Below are 17,057 nucleotides of genomic sequence, written 5' to 3' on the forward strand. Positions count from 1 at the left end.
GGGAAGCTAGCACTGTTCGAGGGGGCTCAGAATCTGTCTTGGGCGTGTCACGATCTGTGATGCGCTTGCGTTGTGGATTACACTCGCACGGCCGAAGGACCCCGGAGCGGGCGGGGCCGGCTGGTTCGGGGAACGATCGCCATGGCGGAGGACCCACACAATGGGGTGACCGGCGACATGGACGTCAGTCGAGAGATCGAGTCCGCCAGGGACGACGAGGAGGGGCGGGAGGCCGCGGCGCGACGCAAGCGCCTGGCCGCGGCGATGTTTGGCGTGGTCGAGGACGAGCCCGAGCGCCTGGGCCGCTTCGAGCTCGTTCGCCACCTCGGGTCCGGGGGCGTCGGCAGCGTGCACATCGCCCGGGACCCGCAGCTCGATCGCCAGGTCGCCATCAAGCTGCTGCGCGGGCAGCAGAACCTCTCGACCCAGGCCCGCGAGCGCCTGCTGCGGGAGGCCCAGATGCTCGCCCGGCTGTCCCACCCCAACGTGGTCCCCGTCTACGAGGCGGGGATCCTCGAGGGCGAGGTCTACATCGCCATGGAGTTCATCCCGGGTCGAGACCTGTCCCGGTGGCTGCGCGCGAGCGAGCCGACCTGGCGCGAGCTCGTCGAGGTCTACCTCCAGGCCGGGCAGGGGCTCGCGGCGGCCCACGCCCTGGGCATCGTGCACCGCGACTTCAAGCCGGCCAACGCGATCCTCGGCGAGGACGGGCGCGTGCGGGTGCTGGACTTTGGCCTGGCCCGGCCCGCGCTCTACGAGGACGGCGAGGGCCCAGAGCCCACCGCCGCCGATGCCAATGCCGACGCCAATGTCGAGGTGGGGGGTGAGCTCGGCAATCCCAACTGGCGCGAGAGCTTCGAGCTCGACGCGACCCAGTCCGAGGTCGAGCTCGCCGGGCCCGACTCGCCGACCCAGTCTCGCCAGGGCTCCTCTCGCCGATCGGCGTCCGCGTCGGTCCGGCCGCGCGCCGAGTCTCGCTCGGGGGCCCAGTCGAATTCGGGTGCGTCACCCAGCGGCAGCTTGCCCCGACTCACGCGCACCGGGGCGATCATGGGCACGCCGGCCTACATGGCGCCGGAGCAGTTCCTGGGCGCCGACGTCGGCCCCGCGGCGGATCAGTTCGCCTTTTGCCTGGCGCTCTACGAGGGGCTCTACGGTCGCCGGGCCTTCCCCGGGGACGACTTCGACGCGATCCGCAAGGCCACGCTCATGGGCGAGCGGCGCGAGCCCCCGCGCAACACCGAGGTGCCGCGGTGGCTGTGGCCGATCTTGCGTCGCGGGCTCGAGCGCCGCCCGGAGGATCGCTTCCCGTCCATGGACGCCCTGCTCGTCGAGCTCGGCCGCGACCGTCAGCGCATGCGTCGGCGCGTGTTCGCGGGGACCCTCGCCGTCGCCATGAGCCTGGGCAGCGCGGCGGCGGCCTGGCAGCTGCGCGGCGACTCGACCGTCGAGCAGTGCTCGGGCGCGCCGGAGCAGCTCGCAAAGGTGTGGTCGGCGTCGCGGCGCGAAGCGGTCTCCGACGCGCTGCTGGGGACCGGGCGCGACTACGCGGGCGAGGCCGCGGCGCGCTCGCTCGGGGCCCTCGACGGCTACGCCGCGGACTGGGTGGCGATGCGCACCGCGGCTTGCGAGACCCACCTGCGCGGCGAGCAGTCCGACGCGCTCTTCGACCGCCGCACGGCCTGCCTCGACCGCGCCAAGCTGGCCCTCGACGCGACCGCCGACGCCCTCGCGGGCCTGGACGCGGCCCGCTTGCCCCGCGCGGTGGAGCTCGTCGAGGCCCTCCCCGAGCTCGACGCCTGCGCCGACGTCGAGGCCCTCGAGCTCGCCGCCCTCGCGCCGCCGGCCGACCCCGAGCAGGCCGCCGAGGCCGACGAGCTGCGCGCCGAGCTGCTGCGCCTGTCCACCTTGTTGACCGCCGGCCGCGACGGCGAGGCCCTCGACGGCTTCGGCCCCCTCGAGCTGCGCGCCCGCAGCCTGGCCTACGCCCCGGTGCAGGTCGAGGTCCTGCTCGCCCACGGCCGCGCCCTGCTCCACGCCAACCGCTTCCCCGAGGCGGGCGAGCGCCTGCGCGAGGCCTCGCTGCTCGGCTTCGAGATCGGCATGGACGCCCCGGCCCTCGAGGCCCTCGCGCGCCTGGTGTTCGTCGAGAGCCGGCTGACCCCCGAGCGCATCGAGGCCAGCTTGGCCTACCTGCCCTTCGCCGAGGCCCTGACCCGCCGGGTGCCGCGGACGGACTTCGAGCGGGCCTTGCTGCTCAACAACCGCGGCACCGCCCAGCTCGCCGCGGGCGATCGGGCCGGCGCGCGGGCGTCCTTCGTCGAGGCCCTGGAGCTGGTCGACGCCGCCGAGCTCGACCAGCCCGAGCTCGCCTTCGTCGCCCAGAACCTGTCCACCGTCGAGGACGATCCGCTGCGCCGCGAGGCCCTCTCGGCCCAGGCCGTCGCCAAGCTCGAGGCTAGCTTGGGCCCCAACCACCCCCACGCCCTGCGCGCGCGCTACGTCCGGACCCACGGCCTCAGCGACGCCCGCGAGGCCGCGACCTTGCGCGCGGAGGTGTGCGAGCGCCTCGCCACCCAGCACCCCGAAGAGCGCATGCTGACCGTGGAGTGCAACTACACCCTCGGCAACCTGTGGATGCTGCTCGGCGAAGACGCGGCGGCGATCGCCGCCCACCGAGAGGTCGTGGCTCAGGCCGGAGACCAGGTCGAGCTCAGCGCGGTCCGGGCGGTGGCCGAGGGCTACGTCGCGCTCTCGTCCGGCAACGACGCCGCGGCCCAGGCCGCCTTCGGCCTGGTCGTCGTCGAAGAAGACTCGCCCGAGGCCGCCGAGCTGCCGTGGTGGAAGTCCCGCGAGCACGCCTGGGCGTGGTTCGGCCTCGCCCGCACCTTCGACGGGCCCGACCACCGCCGCGCGCTCGAGCGCGCGCTCGAGCACTTCGACCGGGTGCTCGAGCACAGCGCCAACGGGGATCTTTCGCGGGCCCGAGCCCGAGCCGCCGAAGCCCTCGAGGCAGCACCCCAACCCGAGTGAGAGCCCGGTGAACCGCCCACGAAAAAACCACTCAGCAGGGGCCGAGCGGTCTTCATGTCCGCCAAATGACGCCCCCTTTGGGGGCGACCACAGGCCTTCTCGAAGGGACGAACACCATTGCCCACCGGCTCGAGCGGAGGAGCGGGCAGCGACGAAGCGTCCCCGGTACGAAGCGCCCGTGGGGGTAGGTCAGAGCACTCGGTAGGACGCCATGTGGTAGTCGGCCGCGTCGAAGTCGTCGCAGGTCGGGAGCGTCCCGCAGTCCGCCTCGACGGCCGCGCGGTCGACGAGCCGCGGCGTGTTCAGGCAGGCCACGCCGTCGGGGGTCCACAGCGCCTCGAGCTCGACCTCGGTGTCGTCGAAGTTGTTCCAGCCCCACTCGTTTTGCCAGTACAGCGGCGTGCCCGGGTCGGTGTGGTTCTCGCCCTCGCAGTAGCGCGCGGTCAGCATGCGCATCATGACCTCGTTTTGCTGGAGGTCGGGCTTGCCCTCCTCGCCGGGGGTGCCGGGGTGGTGGGGGTCGTAGCCCATCAGCACCTTCTTGGCGTAGGCGCCGCCCATGCAGCCCAGGGTCGCCCAGTCGAAGGGGTCCTCGACGTTCTCGATGGCCCGGCCGTACCAGTCGTAGCTCTCGCTTTGGACCAAGAGGCCCGCGGTCGAGTCGAGGTTGTCGAGGCCGAAGGAGTCGGGCCAGGGGTACTCGGCGCACAGCGGCTTGCGGTCTTCCTCGGGCTCGTCGGAGTCGCGGAAGGTGAAGGTGTAGGTCGAGTACTGGGCCTTGGGCGAGCTCCAGGTCTCGACGGCGTCGAGCTGGAAGCCGTCGACGTGGATGATGGTGCGCTCGCCCGTGGCCACGCCGTCTTCGACGTGGTCGAAGACCAGCTGGGAGCCGACGATCTCGTCGTTTTGCAGGGGCGGGTTGTCGCCGACCTGGAGCTCGAGGCGGTCGCGGAGCACCCGGATCACGGCCTCGTCGCCCTCGGGGGTGATGGCGGTGACGAAGATCATGTTGGCGTTGGCGTCGACGCTGCGCGAGTCGAAGGAGAAGGCGCCCCCGATGTCGCTGTTGCTGCCGCACAGCTCGGGCGGGCAGTAGCCCACGCCGATGACGCGCTCGCGGAAGGTGTCGTCGCCGCCCGTGTCGCCGTCGTCGTCTTCGACGCAGCCGGCGAGGCTCAGGCCGAGGCCCAGGCACGCGGCGCCCACGACCCACAGGCGTCGGCGGAGAGAGGACGGAGTTTCGGGGTTGAGCACACTGTCGAGCATGGTCACGCTCAGATAGGTAAGCCAAGGCAGCCCGCGTTCCAGGACGTCACGCGGAGCGAGCTCACGGCCTCGAAGGGGGGACTCGACCCGGGGTCGGGAGGTGCTCGCGCGTTCGAGTTCAATTGCGGTGGGATGGCACTGGTTCGTCGCGGAGTGCGTTTGGAGTCGCGGCGTCGAAGCAGAGCCATTTTGGGCAAAAACGGGCTCTTCTCGGCGCCAGATCCGTGTTTGGAGCTTGGTCACGCCTCGCGTTCGAGGACCTCGAAGTTTTTCGGGAACGCCAACGGGGGTGGCCGCCCTACCGAGTCGTTCGAGGACGCCACGACATGAACGCCGCCAAGCCCAACTCCTCCTCCTCCGCCCGCTCTGAGGCCCGGAATTTCGCCAACCCCCGACTCGTCGTCGGGGCCAGCGTGCTCGCCCTCGGGCTCGGCGTATACGGCATGTCCGTCCTCGGGAGCTCGGACTCGAGCTCCGAAGACGGCGCTGGCTCCGAGCGCGCGACCCTCGAGGCCCCGCGCGTGAAGGGGACCTTCGCAGGGAGCGCAGGCGGCTCGGCGCTGCCTTGCAGCTTCGAGGTCGGGACCCAGATGGGCTACGACATCCACACCCAGACGCGGGTCGAGATCGACTTTGGGGAGACCGTCGCCGAGGTCCAAAGCTCGCTCTCGAACCAGCAGCAGCAGGGCACGCGGGCCGACATCGACGCGGACGCCGCTCAGATCCACGAGGTCGAGCAGGACTGGCACATGGACCTGGTCGCCGTCGCGGCCGAGGACGACGGCGGCACCGTGTTCGCCGCGCGCATCCGCGACCGGGGCATGGTCGCAAAGACCGAGGAGGGCGGCTCCAAGCCCGAGCCCTCGGCGAACCTGGACGACACCTTCCTGATCCGCGTCGACGGTCGCTGCGGCGTCAAAGAGTACGGCTGGCGCACCGAGGGCGACCTCGAGGCCACGCGCCAGCAGCAGATCCTCGTCGGCGGCCTGGGCTTTTGGGCCCCGCGCTCGTTGGCCAAGTCCAACAGCTACAGCGGGAACAATTTCGACAACACGGGGCGCTACGACGCCGTCTACGAGTACGACGGCGAGGGCAAGCTAAAGGGCACGGTCCGCAGCTTTGGCCAAAACCCGATGCGCGGCTCCTCGGCCAGGGCCGTCCAGTTCGCGCCCGTCGAGATGACCGTGGTCGACTCGAGCATCGAGGCCGAGCTCGCGCCGGGGGTGTGGTTCGAGAGCCTGAGCAACTTCCGCGACCTCGAGCTGAGCTTCGGCGACAGCCCCTTCGGCGCCCACCTGCGCGCCACGACGGCCAAGACCGGGCGCTTCGAGAGCTTCTCGCCCGCCGTCGAGCTCGACGACGGCGGCTGGAGCTGGGGCATCGCCCCGCCGGCGCGCGTGGATCAGAGCGAGAACTTCGACCCCGAGCTCGTCGGCGTGCCCATGGCCGACGTCGTCGACCGCTACCGCGAGCTCATCGAGGCCGGCAAGGGCGTCGGGGACTACGGCGCCATGTTGACCGAGTGGCTGCGTGCCAACCCCGGGGAGACCGGGGCCCTCGTCGCCATGCTCGAGGCCGGGGAGTTCGACGGCGAAGATCTGGCGCGCATGGGTGTGTTCTACGCCCTGGGCAACGCCAACACCGACGCGGCCAAGGACGGGCTGACCACGCTGCTGCGCGGGGAGAGCGTGCGCAACCAGATCGCGGCGGCCCACGCCATGAGCATGGTCGACTCGCCGCGGGTCGAGATGCTCGACATCGTGGTCGAGGGCGCGCTCGACGAGGCGATGCACCCCATCGAGCGAGGCACCATGGCGCTGGCCCTGGGCGCGGTCGCCCAGCACACGGCGACCAGCGACCCCGCCATCGCCGCCCAGGCTCGGGAGACCATCCACGGCTGGCTCGACGCCCCCGCCGACGACGAGCAGCTCGGCCACGCCCTGGCCGCGGCTGGCAACGCGGGCCACGACGAGTTCGGCGACGCCGTCGGCCGCTACCTCGACCACGAGAGCCCCAAGATCCGCTCGACGGCGACCAAGGCCATGCGCCAGATGTCCCCCGAGGAGGCCTTCCCGCGGCTCGAGACGCCCATGGTCGACGAAGACCGGGTCGTGCGCACGCAGGCCTTCGAGACCGCCGCGACCGTGGCCCGGGCGGGCGATGCGGCGCCGAGCGAGGCCCTCGTCGATCTGGCCTCGAGCTCCCTGGGCGCCGAGTCCCAGGCCGAGCGCCGCGCCGCCATGGCGCTGATCGGTGAGGCGGCCAAGCGCGGGAGCGAGGACGCCGGGGTGATCCTCGACGACCACCTGCGCGCCCAGCTCGACCGCGAGAACGTCGACCCCAAGGCCCTGGCCGCCATCGGCCGCAACATGGGGGGCCGCTGGGTCGCCAAGCGCTGAACCTCCCTTTCGTTTCCGTACCTGCCTCGAGCGCCCGGCGATTGTGCCGGGCGCTCTTTTTTGTGTTCGGCACTGGCTTCATCCGGGGCTGTGAGCCGACGCGTTCCCCAAAAAATGCAGGTTTCCCGCCGACACCGACGAGAGCTTCGTCGCGCAAAAACAATCGCTTTTTCGAGGAACGAAGTCCGAGGTCCCGGGCCTACCGGTTGCGAAGAGAGGGCAGCGCCCTCGGGACCTGGACCATGAACACCAAGAAGATCCTTTCCATCGCCCTTCCCCTGACCCTCCCCGTCCTGGCCACCGCGTGTGGCGACGCGGAGTCGGCCAGCCAGGACGACCTACGCAGCGATCGCATCGACGTGACCAGCCTCGAGCTCAGCTCCGAGGGGGCCATCTACCTCAACCATCCCGTCCGCGTGACCGTGGCCGGCACCACCTCCGGCACGGCCTACGAGACGGACCTGCTCGTCGGCATGCGGACCCTCGACGGGGCCGCCGGCTGCGTGCTCGGCTCGATGCCGGCGCAGCACGACGCCGAGGGCGAGACCGTCGCCTTCGAGCAAAAGGCCGAGTTCGTGCTCCACAACGAGTGCTTCCAGCTCGCCGGCCGCGACGACGTCGAGATGTTCACCTCCTTCGACCCGTGGAACAAGCTCGGCGACCGCGACGCGATCGTGCCCGGCGTGTCCGAGGACAGCCCGCTGGCCTCCGGCGAGGGCATGGAGCTGTTCCACATCGTCGCCGCCTCGGCCCTGAGCGCGGAGGGCTGCGAGTCCTGCGAGACCGTCTACAGCGTCAACGACAACCCCGGCTACGACGCCCAGCTCGAGTCCCTCGGCCTCGACACCGTCGTCGCGGTGGTCGGCGTGACCAACGAGGAGGGCGAGACCCCCGAGCTCGGCGAGGCGCCGCACTTCTCGATCTCGGCCGACTCCCGCGTGACCGGCCTCGACCAGGGCCAGGGCCTCGCCGACGGCCTGCTCCGGCTGAACCACCGCATCCGCCCGCTCGGCTCGAGCGAGGACGGCCTGCCCCTGACCCGCCTCGAGGATCGGCTCGACGGGGTGCCCACGGCCCGCGAGGTGTCCGTCGAGAGCTACGGCCTCGTGTCCAACACCGACTCGCTCTACATCGAGGGCCAGGCCCTCGAGGCCATCGCCGAGGGCAGCTGGGCCGACGTCGAGGAGTTCGAGGTCGTCAGCTGCCTCGAGGCCGACTTCGACCAGGCCATCTACGGCGCCGACGGTGAGCTCGAGCCCCGGGCCAACGACTGCGGCGCCATCCCGGTCGTCGTCGTCCGCCAGACCGTCGAGGCCGCCGAGGCCCTCGCCGCGGAGCAGCTCGCCGGCGCGGCCAAGTCCAACGGCGCCGACGTGTGGGAGCAGAGCTGGACCTCCGCCAGCAAGTGGGGCGGCTTCGCCAACTCGGGCATGACCTTCAAGACCTGGCTCGAGAACTCGAGCACGGACTTCCCGACGACCACCGAGGGCGGCATCGAGGTCTACAGCGCGGGCTCTTGGTTCGAGGCGGGCGTCGACTCTTACGCCACCGTGTTCGGCCAGAACGTCAACCTCGTCGACATCTACGGCACCTTCATCGCCTACGACTGGGGCGGCGGCGGCGTGGCCATGGGCGCGCAGATCTTCGTGACCGAGATCATCCCGGAGTTCGAGCTGCAGATCGCCGACGGCCAGCTCGTCAGCCTCAACGACATGCTGTCCCTCGCGGGCGTCGAGACGGACCTGGGCCTGAGCAAGAAGTGGATGCTCGCGGGCATCGGCTTCGACGACGGCTGCGGCTCGGTCACGGCCGGCGTGTGGGTCGAGAGCACCCTGGGCATCAACGGCGACGAGACCGGCATCACCCCCTACGTCACGCCCCGCGGCGTCAAGGTCGAGGGCACCTTCCAGCCCTACTTCAACATCGCGGCCAAGGGCGGCGTCGAGGTCAACTACGGCGGCTGGCTGTGGGGCAGCCTGATCGCCACCCTCAACCTCCTCGACCTCCAGGTGCCCTTCAACGCCGGCGTCGAGTTCCAGAACTTCGACGTCCTCAACGCCCAGCGCATCGTGTTCAACCAGGACGCGGGCGCCCAGATCACGACCCTGTCCGGGGACATCTCGTTCAGCATCGGCTACAAGTTCGGTTGGCCGCTGTGCTGGAAGCCCAAGGGCTGCACCGGCGAGCACAACCACACCATCGCCGAGTGGGCCGGGCTGAGCAGCTACGCGCCCTTCTTCACGGCCACCCAGGCGCTGAACTTCGGCGACCACATGCCCTCGAGCTCGACGTGGTGCAACAACAACGAGACCCTCCACGAGGGCGACTTCAACGGCGACGGGCACCAGGACTGGATGTGCCACGGGACCAACAACGGCGGCCGCTGGCTCGACTACAACAACGGCTCGAACGGCTTCGGCGGGACCGAGTACACCGCGAGCAGCTGGTGCTCGAACGGCTCGCTCTTCCTCACCGGTGACTTCAACGGCGACGGCCGCGACGACACCTTGTGCGACAACGGCAGCGCCAAGGTCATCGACTACGCCGACGCCAACGGCCAGTTCCAGGGGACCGACTGGTCGATCAGCAGCGGCTGGTGCCACCACGACGGCGCGAGCATCATCGTCGACGACTTCAACGCCGACGGGAAGGACGACCTGCTGTGCCGCGACCGCGACGGCAAGCGCTGGCTCGACTACGCCGACCAAAACGGCCAGTTCGGCGGGACCGACTGGCACGGGGCCAACGGCGTCCAGCTGCCCTTCCGCCGCACCAAGCTGCGCACCCCCGGCAACGTCTACGTCCTCAACACCGTGGGCGGCCTCGGTCAGACCTCGGACAAGCAGGCCAACATCCTGACCAACCCCGACCAGGCCGAGTGGGTGTTCGAGGAGTACGCCGGCTACTACCGCATCCGCAACGCGGGCGACGGCACCTACCTGCACACCGAGACCGGCGCGCTCCAGGCCAACAACAGCATCTGGAACTCGGCCCACAGCAACCACTGGAGCCTGGTCAAGGTCGGCAACGCCAGCGCCACGACCTACCGCGTCCGCAACCGCCACACCGGCAAGTACCTGCGCCGCGACGGCTACGGCGGCACCGAGGTGTCCTCGAACGCCGACGGCGGGACCCTCTGGGACCTCGACGGCAGCTTCTTCCGCTAGTCGTCAGCCCCAATGCGCGCGAGCCCGCGGCGGTCTTCGGACCCCGCGGGTTCGCCCTTTTGGTGGCTCTGGGGGACGCGGCAGGAAAGTTCATCCCAGATCGGGCCCGCGGCGCCACGGGGCAGTGATGGTCCCGACGCGTTCGCCCTCGTCTCGTCCTTCGCTCGCGCGCCTGGGCCTCGCCCTGGCCGCGCTCGCTTGCGCCCCCCTGGGTTGTCGGGGCGGGCAGCCCCTCGACGAGCCGAGCTCGAGCGCCGAGGGCGAGAGTCGCCCGCCGGTGGGCTTCATCCGGGCCGAGGGCGCGACCTTGGTCGACGACGAGGGCCCGATCTTCCTGCGCGGGGCGGCGTTCGGGAACAACGTCTGGCAGGGCTCGCCGAGCCCGCCCGCCTTCCACCACGACGCCCGCGACTTCGAGCGGCTGCGGGCCATGGGCATGAACGCGACCCGCTTTTACCTGAACTACCAGCTGTTCGAGAGCGACGCCCAGCCCTACAGCTACCGCCAGGAGGGCTTCGACTGGCTCGACCAGAACATCGCCTGGGCCAAGGAGCAGGGGGTCGTGCTGATCTTGAACATGCACCTGCCCCAGGGCGGCTTTCAGTCCAACGGCGAGGGCGCGGCGCTGTGGGAGGACGCCGAGAGCCGCGAGCGGCTGATCGCGCTGTGGGTCGCGATCGCCGAGCACGTCGCCGACGAGCCGACCGTCGCCGGCTTCGACCTCATCAACGAGCCCCGGCCCACGGCCAGCCGCGAGCAGTGGGTCGAGCTGGCCACGGCCGCGACCGCGGCGATCCGCGAGGTCGACGATCGCCACCTCATCGTCGTCGAGCGGACCCTGTCCGTGGGCGACGACTTCGGCGTCGACGCCAACCAGAATTTTTTCCTGCTCCCCGACGACAACGTCCTCTACGAGTTCCACTTTTACTCGCCCTTCGCCTACACCCACCAGTACGCGGACTGGCTGGGCATGGGCGAGGGCGGGGTCTACCCCGACGAGAGCCGGGTGTCCTCGGCCAACGCGACCTGGGCCGACTGGAGCCACAGCCCCGCGCCGCCGCCCTACCTGCCCCCGGGCGACAGCGAGTGGGCCGAGTTCGAGAGCGAGCCCTACGCGATCCCCGAGGGCATGGCGCTCGTGGGTCCGGCGCTGATCAGCGAGCTCAACGCGGGCAAGGCCTACTTCGACGAGCTGGTGATCCGCGAGTACGACGAGGCCGGCGAGTTCGTGCGCGTGGTCGTCGAAGATCCCCTCGACAGCGACGATGGCTGGTACTTTTGGTCGGCCGACGGCGGGGGCGCGAGCGCGGTGGCGACCACGGGCTGCCGCGCGGGCAGCTGCCTGGTCATCGAGGGCACCACCGACGACGCCAGCCTCGGGCACGGCGGCATGCGCTTCGCCCCCAAGCCCGGTCATCGCTACAGCGTGGGCGGCTGGATGAAGGGCGAGGACGTGTCCGACGAGTCCAAGCCCTCGCCCCACGGCGACTGGACGCAGGAGAGCCGGGCGCTGTTTCGCCTCGACTACTTCGAGGTCGACGGCGAGGTCCTGGTCCGCGACCGGAACGCGCTCGCGGCCGAGCTCGACGGCGTCGTCGCGTGGGGGGCAGCCAACGAGGTGCCGCTCTACCTCGGCGAGTTCGGCCTCATCCACCACTGCTTCGCCGACGGCCGCGGCGGCCTGGCGTGGGTCGCCGACATGCTCGCGCTGAGCCTCGAGCGGGAGCTCAGCTTCACCTACCACTCCTATCACGAGTGGAATTTCCCGATCTTCCAGGGCGACCCCACGCAGAAGCTGCCCACCGACGCGGACGCCGTCCCGGGCTTGCGCGAGGTGTTCGCCGAGGCGCTGCTCCCCTGAGCCTCACTTGCCGATGCAGAAGCTCGAGAAGATCGCGTGCAGGACCTCTTCGCCCACGGGCCCGAGGCCGGTGTGGCCGGTGATCGCCCCCAGGCGGGTCTGGGCCACGGCGAGGGAGAAGGCCACGAGCTCGAGGCCGAGGCCCTCGCGGAGCTGAGCCTCGACTTCGCCCAAGGCTTCGACGGCCTCGGCCGCGCACTGGCGGTGGCGGGCCAGGCCGATCCACTGCTCGCCGGGTCGGACGGCGTCGGCGAGGGCTCGGCGCAGGTCGTCGAGGCCCGCCCCGGTGTGGGCGCTCAGGGATAGCCAGCCTGCTACGACGCGCGGGCTGTCGAGGTCCGCCTTGGCGAGCGCGGGGATCACCGTCGCCGTGTCGGCGCCCTCGAGCCAGCGCTGGCGCTCGCTCTCCGCCAAGGCCGGCTGGTCGGCGCCCTCGAGCCAGATCACCACGTCGGCGCCGGCGAGCTGGTCCTGGCCCAGGGCCACGCCGGCGAGTTCGATGGCGTCCTCGCTGGCCTCGCGCAGCCCGGCGGTGTCGACCAGGGCGACGCTGCGCTCGAGCTCGAGCTCGGCCTCGACGAAGTCGCGGGTGGTCCCGGCGGTGGGCGAGACCAGGGCCCGGGAGCGGCCCAAGAGCGCGTTGAACAGCGAGCTCTTGCCCGCGTTGGGCGGCCCGGCGAGGACTACGCGAGCGCGCTCGCGGGCCCGTCGACCCCCCTCGAAGCGGGCCAGCCAGCCCTCGAGCTCGACGCGCAAGCTCGCGGCCGTCTCGGCGAAGCGGGCCTCGTCGGCCGCGGACACGTCCTCGGGGAAGTCGAGGTTGGCCTCGACCTCGACCCGGAGCAGGCGCAGGCGCCCGTGGACCGCCTCGACCGCCCGACCGAGCTCCCCGGCGACGAGGCGTCGGGCCTGGTCCAGCGCGCCCTGGGTCTGGGCGCCGATGATCGCCGCGATGCCCTCGGCCTGGTCCAGGCTCAGGCGGCCGTGCTCGAAGGCCCGGCGGGTGAAGTCCCCGGGCCCTGCCGGGCTGGCCCCGGCTGCGAGGGCCGCCTCGACGACCTGCCCGACGTTGCGCTCGCCCCCGTGGACGTGGAGCTCGACGACGTCCTCGCCCGTGAACGAGCGCGGCCCGGGCATGTCGAGGACCAGCGCCCGTTCGCCGAGGACCAGCCGGCGCAGGGCCGCGACGCGGGGCTCGGGCAGCTCGCCGGTGAGCATGGCCGCTGCGATGGTCCGCGCCGCAGGCCCGCTGAGGCGGACGATCGCCACCCCGCCGTCGGGGCGTCCGGTCGCGACGCCGACGATGGTCGCGGGGGGCGTGGGCTCGAGGTCTGGCTCCATCATGGGGGCTTGGCTGCTCAGCGAGGCGCGACCGGCTCCGAGGCGTCGCTCTTGGGGTCGATGAGGATCTTCGCGTGCCGCTCCGGTGACCCGAGGCCGATGACGAAGCGCAGCCTCGCCTGCTTGCAGATGACAGCCTTCATCGTCCCGACCTCGTCGATCACGAGTATAGGTGGCGAGCGCGCACGACCTCGCCACTCCGACTCGTTCGAGGTGCAGGAGATGGCTGGCGACAGTTCGCCAACGGCGAACCAACGCGCTGTCGAGCGCGGGCTGGGGAAGGGGCGTGCAACGCCCCTCCTTCAAATGAAGGCCTAATCCCGGAACACGACGACGTGGCGCCGACGGCCTTCGCCCTCGGACTCCGTGCGCAGCCCGTCGATCTCGCTCATCGCCATGTGCACGACCCGGCGCTCCATCGCGCTCATCGGCTCGAAGTGGTAGGGCCGCCCGTTGTCGAGGACCTTCTTGGCCACGTTCTCGGCCATCTCGCGGAGCACCCGCTCGCGCCGGGTCCGGTAGCCGCCGACGTCCAGGGTGATGCGCATGCGGCCGAGGCCTTCGGCCTGCAGCACGCGGAGGGTCAGGTACTGGAGCGCGTCCAGGGTCGCGCCGTGGCGACCGATGAGCAGGCCGCCCTCCTCGTCGCTGGTGTTGAGGTCGCAGTGCAGTCCGTCGTCTTCGACGTCGATGTCGACCTCGACCTCGACGCCGAGTAGGCCGAGGACGGTCTCGAGGAAGGAGCGGACGACGGGCACGGCATCGGTGATGCGCTGCTGGAGGTCGTCGTCCTTGCGGCTGTTTTGATCGGACATGGGCGCGTTGGGCTCCGTAGGGGGCATGACTCTAAGGCCCTGCGGCGCCCTTGAAAAGCGCGCCGGGCAAATTCCGGGGGGAGCCTCGCGGATCGCCGCAGAGGCTCGGCTGCGCGTCAGCTCAGGCCGTGGCCCCCGCGGGCTTGTCGCCGCTCTCGCCGTCCCCGTCCTTGTCCTTGGAGGGGATCTTGAGCTGGATGAAGCTCTGAATCAGCGAGAGGGTGATGTTGGCGAAGATGTAGACGCCCAAGCCCGAGGGCAGGAAGAGCATCATCACCACGAAGACGCCCGGCATCATCCACTTCATCATCTTGGCCTGCATCTCGTCGCCGCCCGGATTGGGGTTCATGCTGGTCTGCAGGAACATCAGGGCGCCCATGCCGATGGGCAGGATGTAGTAGGGGTCGGGCTGGGTGAGGTCCGGGAGCCACAGGAAGCTCTCGTGGTAGAGGTCGACCACGGCGCCGAGCATGGCGTACAGGGCGATCCAGATCGGGAACTGCAGCAGCATGGGCGTGCAGCCCGAGAGCGGGCTGGTCCCGTGCCGGGAGAACAGCGCCTGCATCTCCTGGTTCATCTTGACCTGGTCGTCCTTGTACTTCTCCCGCAGGGCCTGCATCTCGGGGTTGATCTCCTTCATCTTGCGCATCGAGCGGTACTGCTTGATGGTCAGCGGAAGGAGGGTCAGCTTGATGACCACCGTCAGCATGATGATGGCCACGCCCCAGACCCCGGTGAGGCCGTAGAAGTAGCGGAGCAGGGCGAGCATCATGCCGCCGAGGTACTCGGACAGGGCGCCGAACCAGCCCCAGTCGATGGCGTCGGTCAAGGCGATGCCCTCGGCGGCCTCGAGGCCCTCGCTCTCGGGGAAGGCCCCGAGCATCGAGTCGATCTTGGCCCCGAGGTAGAGGCCGAACTCGTAGGACTTTTGCTGCCCGGGCTCGAGGGTGATCTGCCGGCCGATGGCGGTGTTGACCATGCCCGAGCCGGCGCCGTCGCTGTCGACCACGCAGCCCGAGAAGGTCTCGCTGGGGATCACCGCTTGCAGGAAGTACTTGCTGTCGACGCCGAACCAGTGCAGGCCGCCCTTGACCTTCTCGACGTCCTCTTCGTCCTCGACGTCGTCGAAGGTGAACTCCTCGAGGCTGTCCGTGGCCCGGCACAGGGCGCGGTGGACGTCGTAGCGGCTGCTCGAGCTGCCCAGGCCCATGCGGGTGGTCAGCTCGACGCGGTGCGCGACGCTCTCCTTGCCGAAGTTGCGGACCAGGACCTCGTACTTGGCCTCGTAGCCGTCGAGCAGGGTCAGGGTCTCGACGACCTCGACGTCGCCCTTGCGGCGGACGTAGCGGACGCGGTCGTCCCCGGCCTCGACCAGCTGCGCCCGGGCGCCGCGGCCCCAGCCGAAGTCGGTCTCGTCAGCGAGGAAGCCGAACTCGAGGGTCTTGTCGCTGCCCGCGGCCTCGTCGAAGAGCAGGAAGTCTTCGCCCTCGTTGGTCTCGCGGTTGCGGAACTGGTCGTCGAGGAGCTCGATGTGGTTGATCAGACCGCCGGGCTCGCTGTCGACGGTGACCGCCAGGAGCTCGTTGGCGATGCGGTGCTCGCTCTTTTCGATCTGCGTGTCCGGGACGGCCGGGGAGGCCTCCACGGGCTGACCGGGCTGGGCGGGCTCGCCGGCTTCGGGCGCCCCTGCTCCGTCGTCGGATCCACCGGTCTCGTCCCCCGTCTCGCCGCCCGTCTCGCTCCCGCCTTCTTGTTCAGCGAGGGCGTCGTCCGTCGGCTCCGGCGAGGGTACGAGGTAGGTGTACCCAAACAGGATCAGGATCGAGAGCGCCATGGCGAGCGCGATGCGATGCTTCATCTCCATCAGGTGCGAGCCTCCTCAGCGCCCAGGTCGGTGAGTCCGTTGCTCGCCTCGACCGTCGTCGGCGCGTCTTGCCGCTCGGGCGCTTGCTCCGAGCAGTTGGCCCCCGATAGCACAGGTGGGGGCGGATCGTAGCCGCCGGGGTGCCAAGGATGGCAGCGGGACAGGCGGCGGAGTGTGAGCCAGCTGCCGCGAACGAAGCCGTGGTCGGCCAGGCACGCGCAGGCATAGCGGGAACAGCTCGGATAAAAGCGACAGCGCGGTCCGAGCATGGGCGAGATCAAGAGCTGGTAGACGCGGATCAGCGCGATGGCGCCGCGCCTGGGAAGACTCCACAGCACTTCGCCAAGGTCTAGCCGACTCGGGCCGCTCACTGACCGCGCTCCTTGGGGGCGGGCTCACGTCGCTTGGTGGCGCGGCCATCACCTTGCTTGGCGCCGCCGCGCTTGCGATCCTTGTCGTTGCGCCCCTTGCCGCGCCCCTTGCCCTGGCGCGAGCGGTCGCGCCGGTCTCGATCGCGCCGCGAAGGGGCGCGCTCGAGCTCGACGAGGAGACGCTCGAAATCGGCCTGGACCGCAGAGAAGTTGGCCTCAGCGGCCTGTTGCTTGGCGACCCACACGATGTCGAGGCCCGGCGGCAGCCGGGTGCGGTTTTGCCGGAAGACCTCGCGGACGAGGCGCTTGATCCGGTTGCGGACCACCGCGTTTCCGACCTTGCGGGTCACTGTGATGCCACAGCGGGTCGGCGGCAAGCTGGACGAATCGGGGACTGGGCGTCCCTCGCCGTCCGCGTCGCCGCCCCCGCCGCGCTTGGGCGCGGGCTGGGTCTTGACCGTCCGCCGCGGCGAGCTGAACACCATGAAGTGGCGGACGTGGATTTTGCGGCCCCCACGCTGAACCCGCAAAAACTCCCGGCGCTGCTTGAGACGCAGCTTGGCCGGGAATCCTTGCGGGCGCATGAAGACGGTTTGGGGCTCGATGAGCCGGGAGGGCGAGCCCTCCTACGGTGTCAGGCTCACTTGCCGCCGGTCGTGACGGCGAGGCGCTTGCGGCCGCGACGACGACGGCGCGCGAGGATCTTGCGGCCGTTCTTGGTCGCGGAGCGGGCACGGAAGCCGTGGGTGCGGGCGCGGCTCAGGTTGTGGGGCTGGTAGGTGCGCTTGGCCATGACGAAAAATCTCCCCGCTCGCCATCTCGCACATTCGAGTTTCGAGCGATCCCGGGGGACGAAGGAGGGTCCAGATGGGGGCTCGGCGGCGAAGGGAGCGGATCGATAGCAGCGCGCTCGGACCCTGTCAAACCACTTGCCGCCGAG

The 17,057-nt window shown here is 70.5% G+C and carries 12 protein-coding genes; 4 read left to right on the forward strand and 8 right to left on the reverse strand.

Annotated features, from left to right (window positions below; translation table 11 throughout):
• Positions 1-141: 141 nt before the first annotated feature.
• Positions 142-3,033 (forward strand): serine/threonine-protein kinase, encoded by a 2,892-nt coding sequence (locus tag PPSIR1_RS12180; RefSeq protein WP_086001260.1) that lies wholly within the window; start codon positions 142-144, stop codon positions 3,031-3,033.
• 189 nt (positions 3,034-3,222) lie between these two features.
• On the opposite strand, the gene PPSIR1_RS12185 is transcribed toward PPSIR1_RS12180, so the two are convergent.
• The gene (locus PPSIR1_RS12185) at positions 3,223-4,299 is read right to left on the reverse strand and encodes an ADYC domain-containing protein (RefSeq protein ID WP_232296472.1); all 1,077 of its coding nucleotides are present in this window, start codon (positions 4,297-4,299) and stop codon (positions 3,223-3,225) included.
• Positions 4,300-4,625: 326 nt separating this feature from the next.
• Between PPSIR1_RS12185 and PPSIR1_RS12190 the strand changes: the two genes are divergently transcribed.
• From PPSIR1_RS12190 to PPSIR1_RS42495, 3 genes are all read left to right on the forward strand, one after another.
• Positions 4,626-6,698, forward strand: a complete 2,073-nt coding sequence (locus tag PPSIR1_RS12190; protein WP_006971366.1) for a HEAT repeat domain-containing protein — start codon at positions 4,626-4,628, stop codon at positions 6,696-6,698.
• A gap of 242 nt (positions 6,699-6,940) precedes the next feature.
• Positions 6,941-9,865 carry an FG-GAP-like repeat-containing protein gene (locus PPSIR1_RS12195; protein ID WP_006971367.1) on the forward strand — a complete coding sequence of 975 codons (2,925 nt, stop codon included), beginning with the start codon at positions 6,941-6,943 and terminating at the stop codon, positions 9,863-9,865.
• A 127-nt stretch (positions 9,866-9,992) separates the two neighbouring features.
• A complete protein-coding gene (locus PPSIR1_RS42495) occupies positions 9,993-11,726 on the forward strand; it encodes a glycoside hydrolase family 5 protein (RefSeq protein ID WP_006971368.1) in 1,734 nt (577 codons plus the stop codon).
• A gap of 3 nt (positions 11,727-11,729) precedes the next feature.
• Here the strand turns inward: PPSIR1_RS42495 and PPSIR1_RS12205 are convergent, their stop codons facing one another.
• The 7 genes from PPSIR1_RS12205 to rpmH all read right to left on the reverse strand — a co-directional run bounded on the left by PPSIR1_RS12205 (position 11,730) and on the right by rpmH (position 16,910).
• Complete coding sequence (locus tag PPSIR1_RS12205) at positions 11,730-13,070, reverse strand: tRNA modification GTPase (RefSeq protein ID WP_045115863.1); 1,341 nt, start codon at positions 13,068-13,070, stop codon at positions 11,730-11,732.
• 14 nt (positions 13,071-13,084) lie between these two features.
• Positions 13,085-13,231, reverse strand: coding sequence for a hypothetical protein (locus tag PPSIR1_RS47730; protein WP_006971370.1), 147 nt, complete (start codon positions 13,229-13,231; stop codon positions 13,085-13,087).
• A gap of 150 nt (positions 13,232-13,381) precedes the next feature.
• A complete protein-coding gene (locus PPSIR1_RS12210; RefSeq protein ID WP_045115864.1) occupies positions 13,382-13,882 on the reverse strand; it encodes a Jag family protein in 501 nt (166 codons plus the stop codon).
• 121 nt (positions 13,883-14,003) lie between these two features.
• On the reverse strand, positions 14,004-15,746 hold the full coding sequence (gene yidC, locus PPSIR1_RS12215) for a membrane protein insertase YidC (protein ID WP_006971372.1): 1,743 nt from the start codon (positions 15,744-15,746) through the stop codon (positions 14,004-14,006).
• A complete protein-coding gene (gene yidD / locus PPSIR1_RS50125; RefSeq protein ID WP_198154500.1) occupies positions 15,746-16,081 on the reverse strand; it encodes a membrane protein insertion efficiency factor YidD in 336 nt (111 codons plus the stop codon). The genes yidC and yidD overlap by 1 nt, the downstream gene beginning before the upstream one ends.
• A gap of 32 nt (positions 16,082-16,113) precedes the next feature.
• Positions 16,114-16,701: a ribonuclease P protein component gene (rnpA, locus tag PPSIR1_RS42500; protein WP_006971374.1), complete on the reverse strand. Its 588-nt coding sequence runs from the start codon at positions 16,699-16,701 to the stop codon at positions 16,114-16,116.
• 56 nt (positions 16,702-16,757) lie between these two features.
• On the reverse strand, positions 16,758-16,910 hold the full coding sequence (gene rpmH / locus PPSIR1_RS12225; RefSeq protein WP_006971375.1) for a 50S ribosomal protein L34: 153 nt from the start codon (positions 16,908-16,910) through the stop codon (positions 16,758-16,760).
• Between the last annotated feature and the right edge of the window lie 147 nt (positions 16,911-17,057).

The organism is Plesiocystis pacifica SIR-1 (genome assembly GCF_000170895.1).
Classification (GTDB): Bacteria; Myxococcota_A; Polyangia; order Nannocystales; family Nannocystaceae; genus Plesiocystis; species Plesiocystis pacifica.

Excerpts from the sequence above, each read along its gene's own strand:
- PPSIR1_RS42495 (WP_006971368.1), top strand. The coding sequence starts at position 9,993 with ATGGTCCCGACGCGTTCGCCCTCGTCTCGTCCTTCGCTCGCGCGCCTG.
- yidC (WP_006971372.1), bottom strand. The coding sequence starts at position 15,746 with ATGGAGATGAAGCATCGCATCGCGCTCGCCATGGCGCTCTCGATCCTG.
- PPSIR1_RS12185 (WP_232296472.1), bottom strand. The coding sequence starts at position 4,299 with ATGCTCGACAGTGTGCTCAACCCCGAAACTCCGTCCTCTCTCCGCCGA.
- PPSIR1_RS12180 (WP_086001260.1), top strand. The coding sequence starts at position 142 with ATGGCGGAGGACCCACACAATGGGGTGACCGGCGACATGGACGTCAGT.
- rnpA (WP_006971374.1), bottom strand. The coding sequence starts at position 16,701 with ATGCGCCCGCAAGGATTCCCGGCCAAGCTGCGTCTCAAGCAGCGCCGG.
- PPSIR1_RS12205 (WP_045115863.1), bottom strand. The coding sequence starts at position 13,070 with ATGATGGAGCCAGACCTCGAGCCCACGCCCCCCGCGACCATCGTCGGC.
- PPSIR1_RS12195 (WP_006971367.1), top strand. The coding sequence starts at position 6,941 with ATGAACACCAAGAAGATCCTTTCCATCGCCCTTCCCCTGACCCTCCCC.
- PPSIR1_RS12210 (WP_045115864.1), bottom strand. The coding sequence starts at position 13,882 with ATGTCCGATCAAAACAGCCGCAAGGACGACGACCTCCAGCAGCGCATC.
- PPSIR1_RS12190 (WP_006971366.1), top strand. The coding sequence starts at position 4,626 with ATGAACGCCGCCAAGCCCAACTCCTCCTCCTCCGCCCGCTCTGAGGCC.
- rpmH (WP_006971375.1), bottom strand. The coding sequence starts at position 16,910 with ATGGCCAAGCGCACCTACCAGCCCCACAACCTGAGCCGCGCCCGCACC.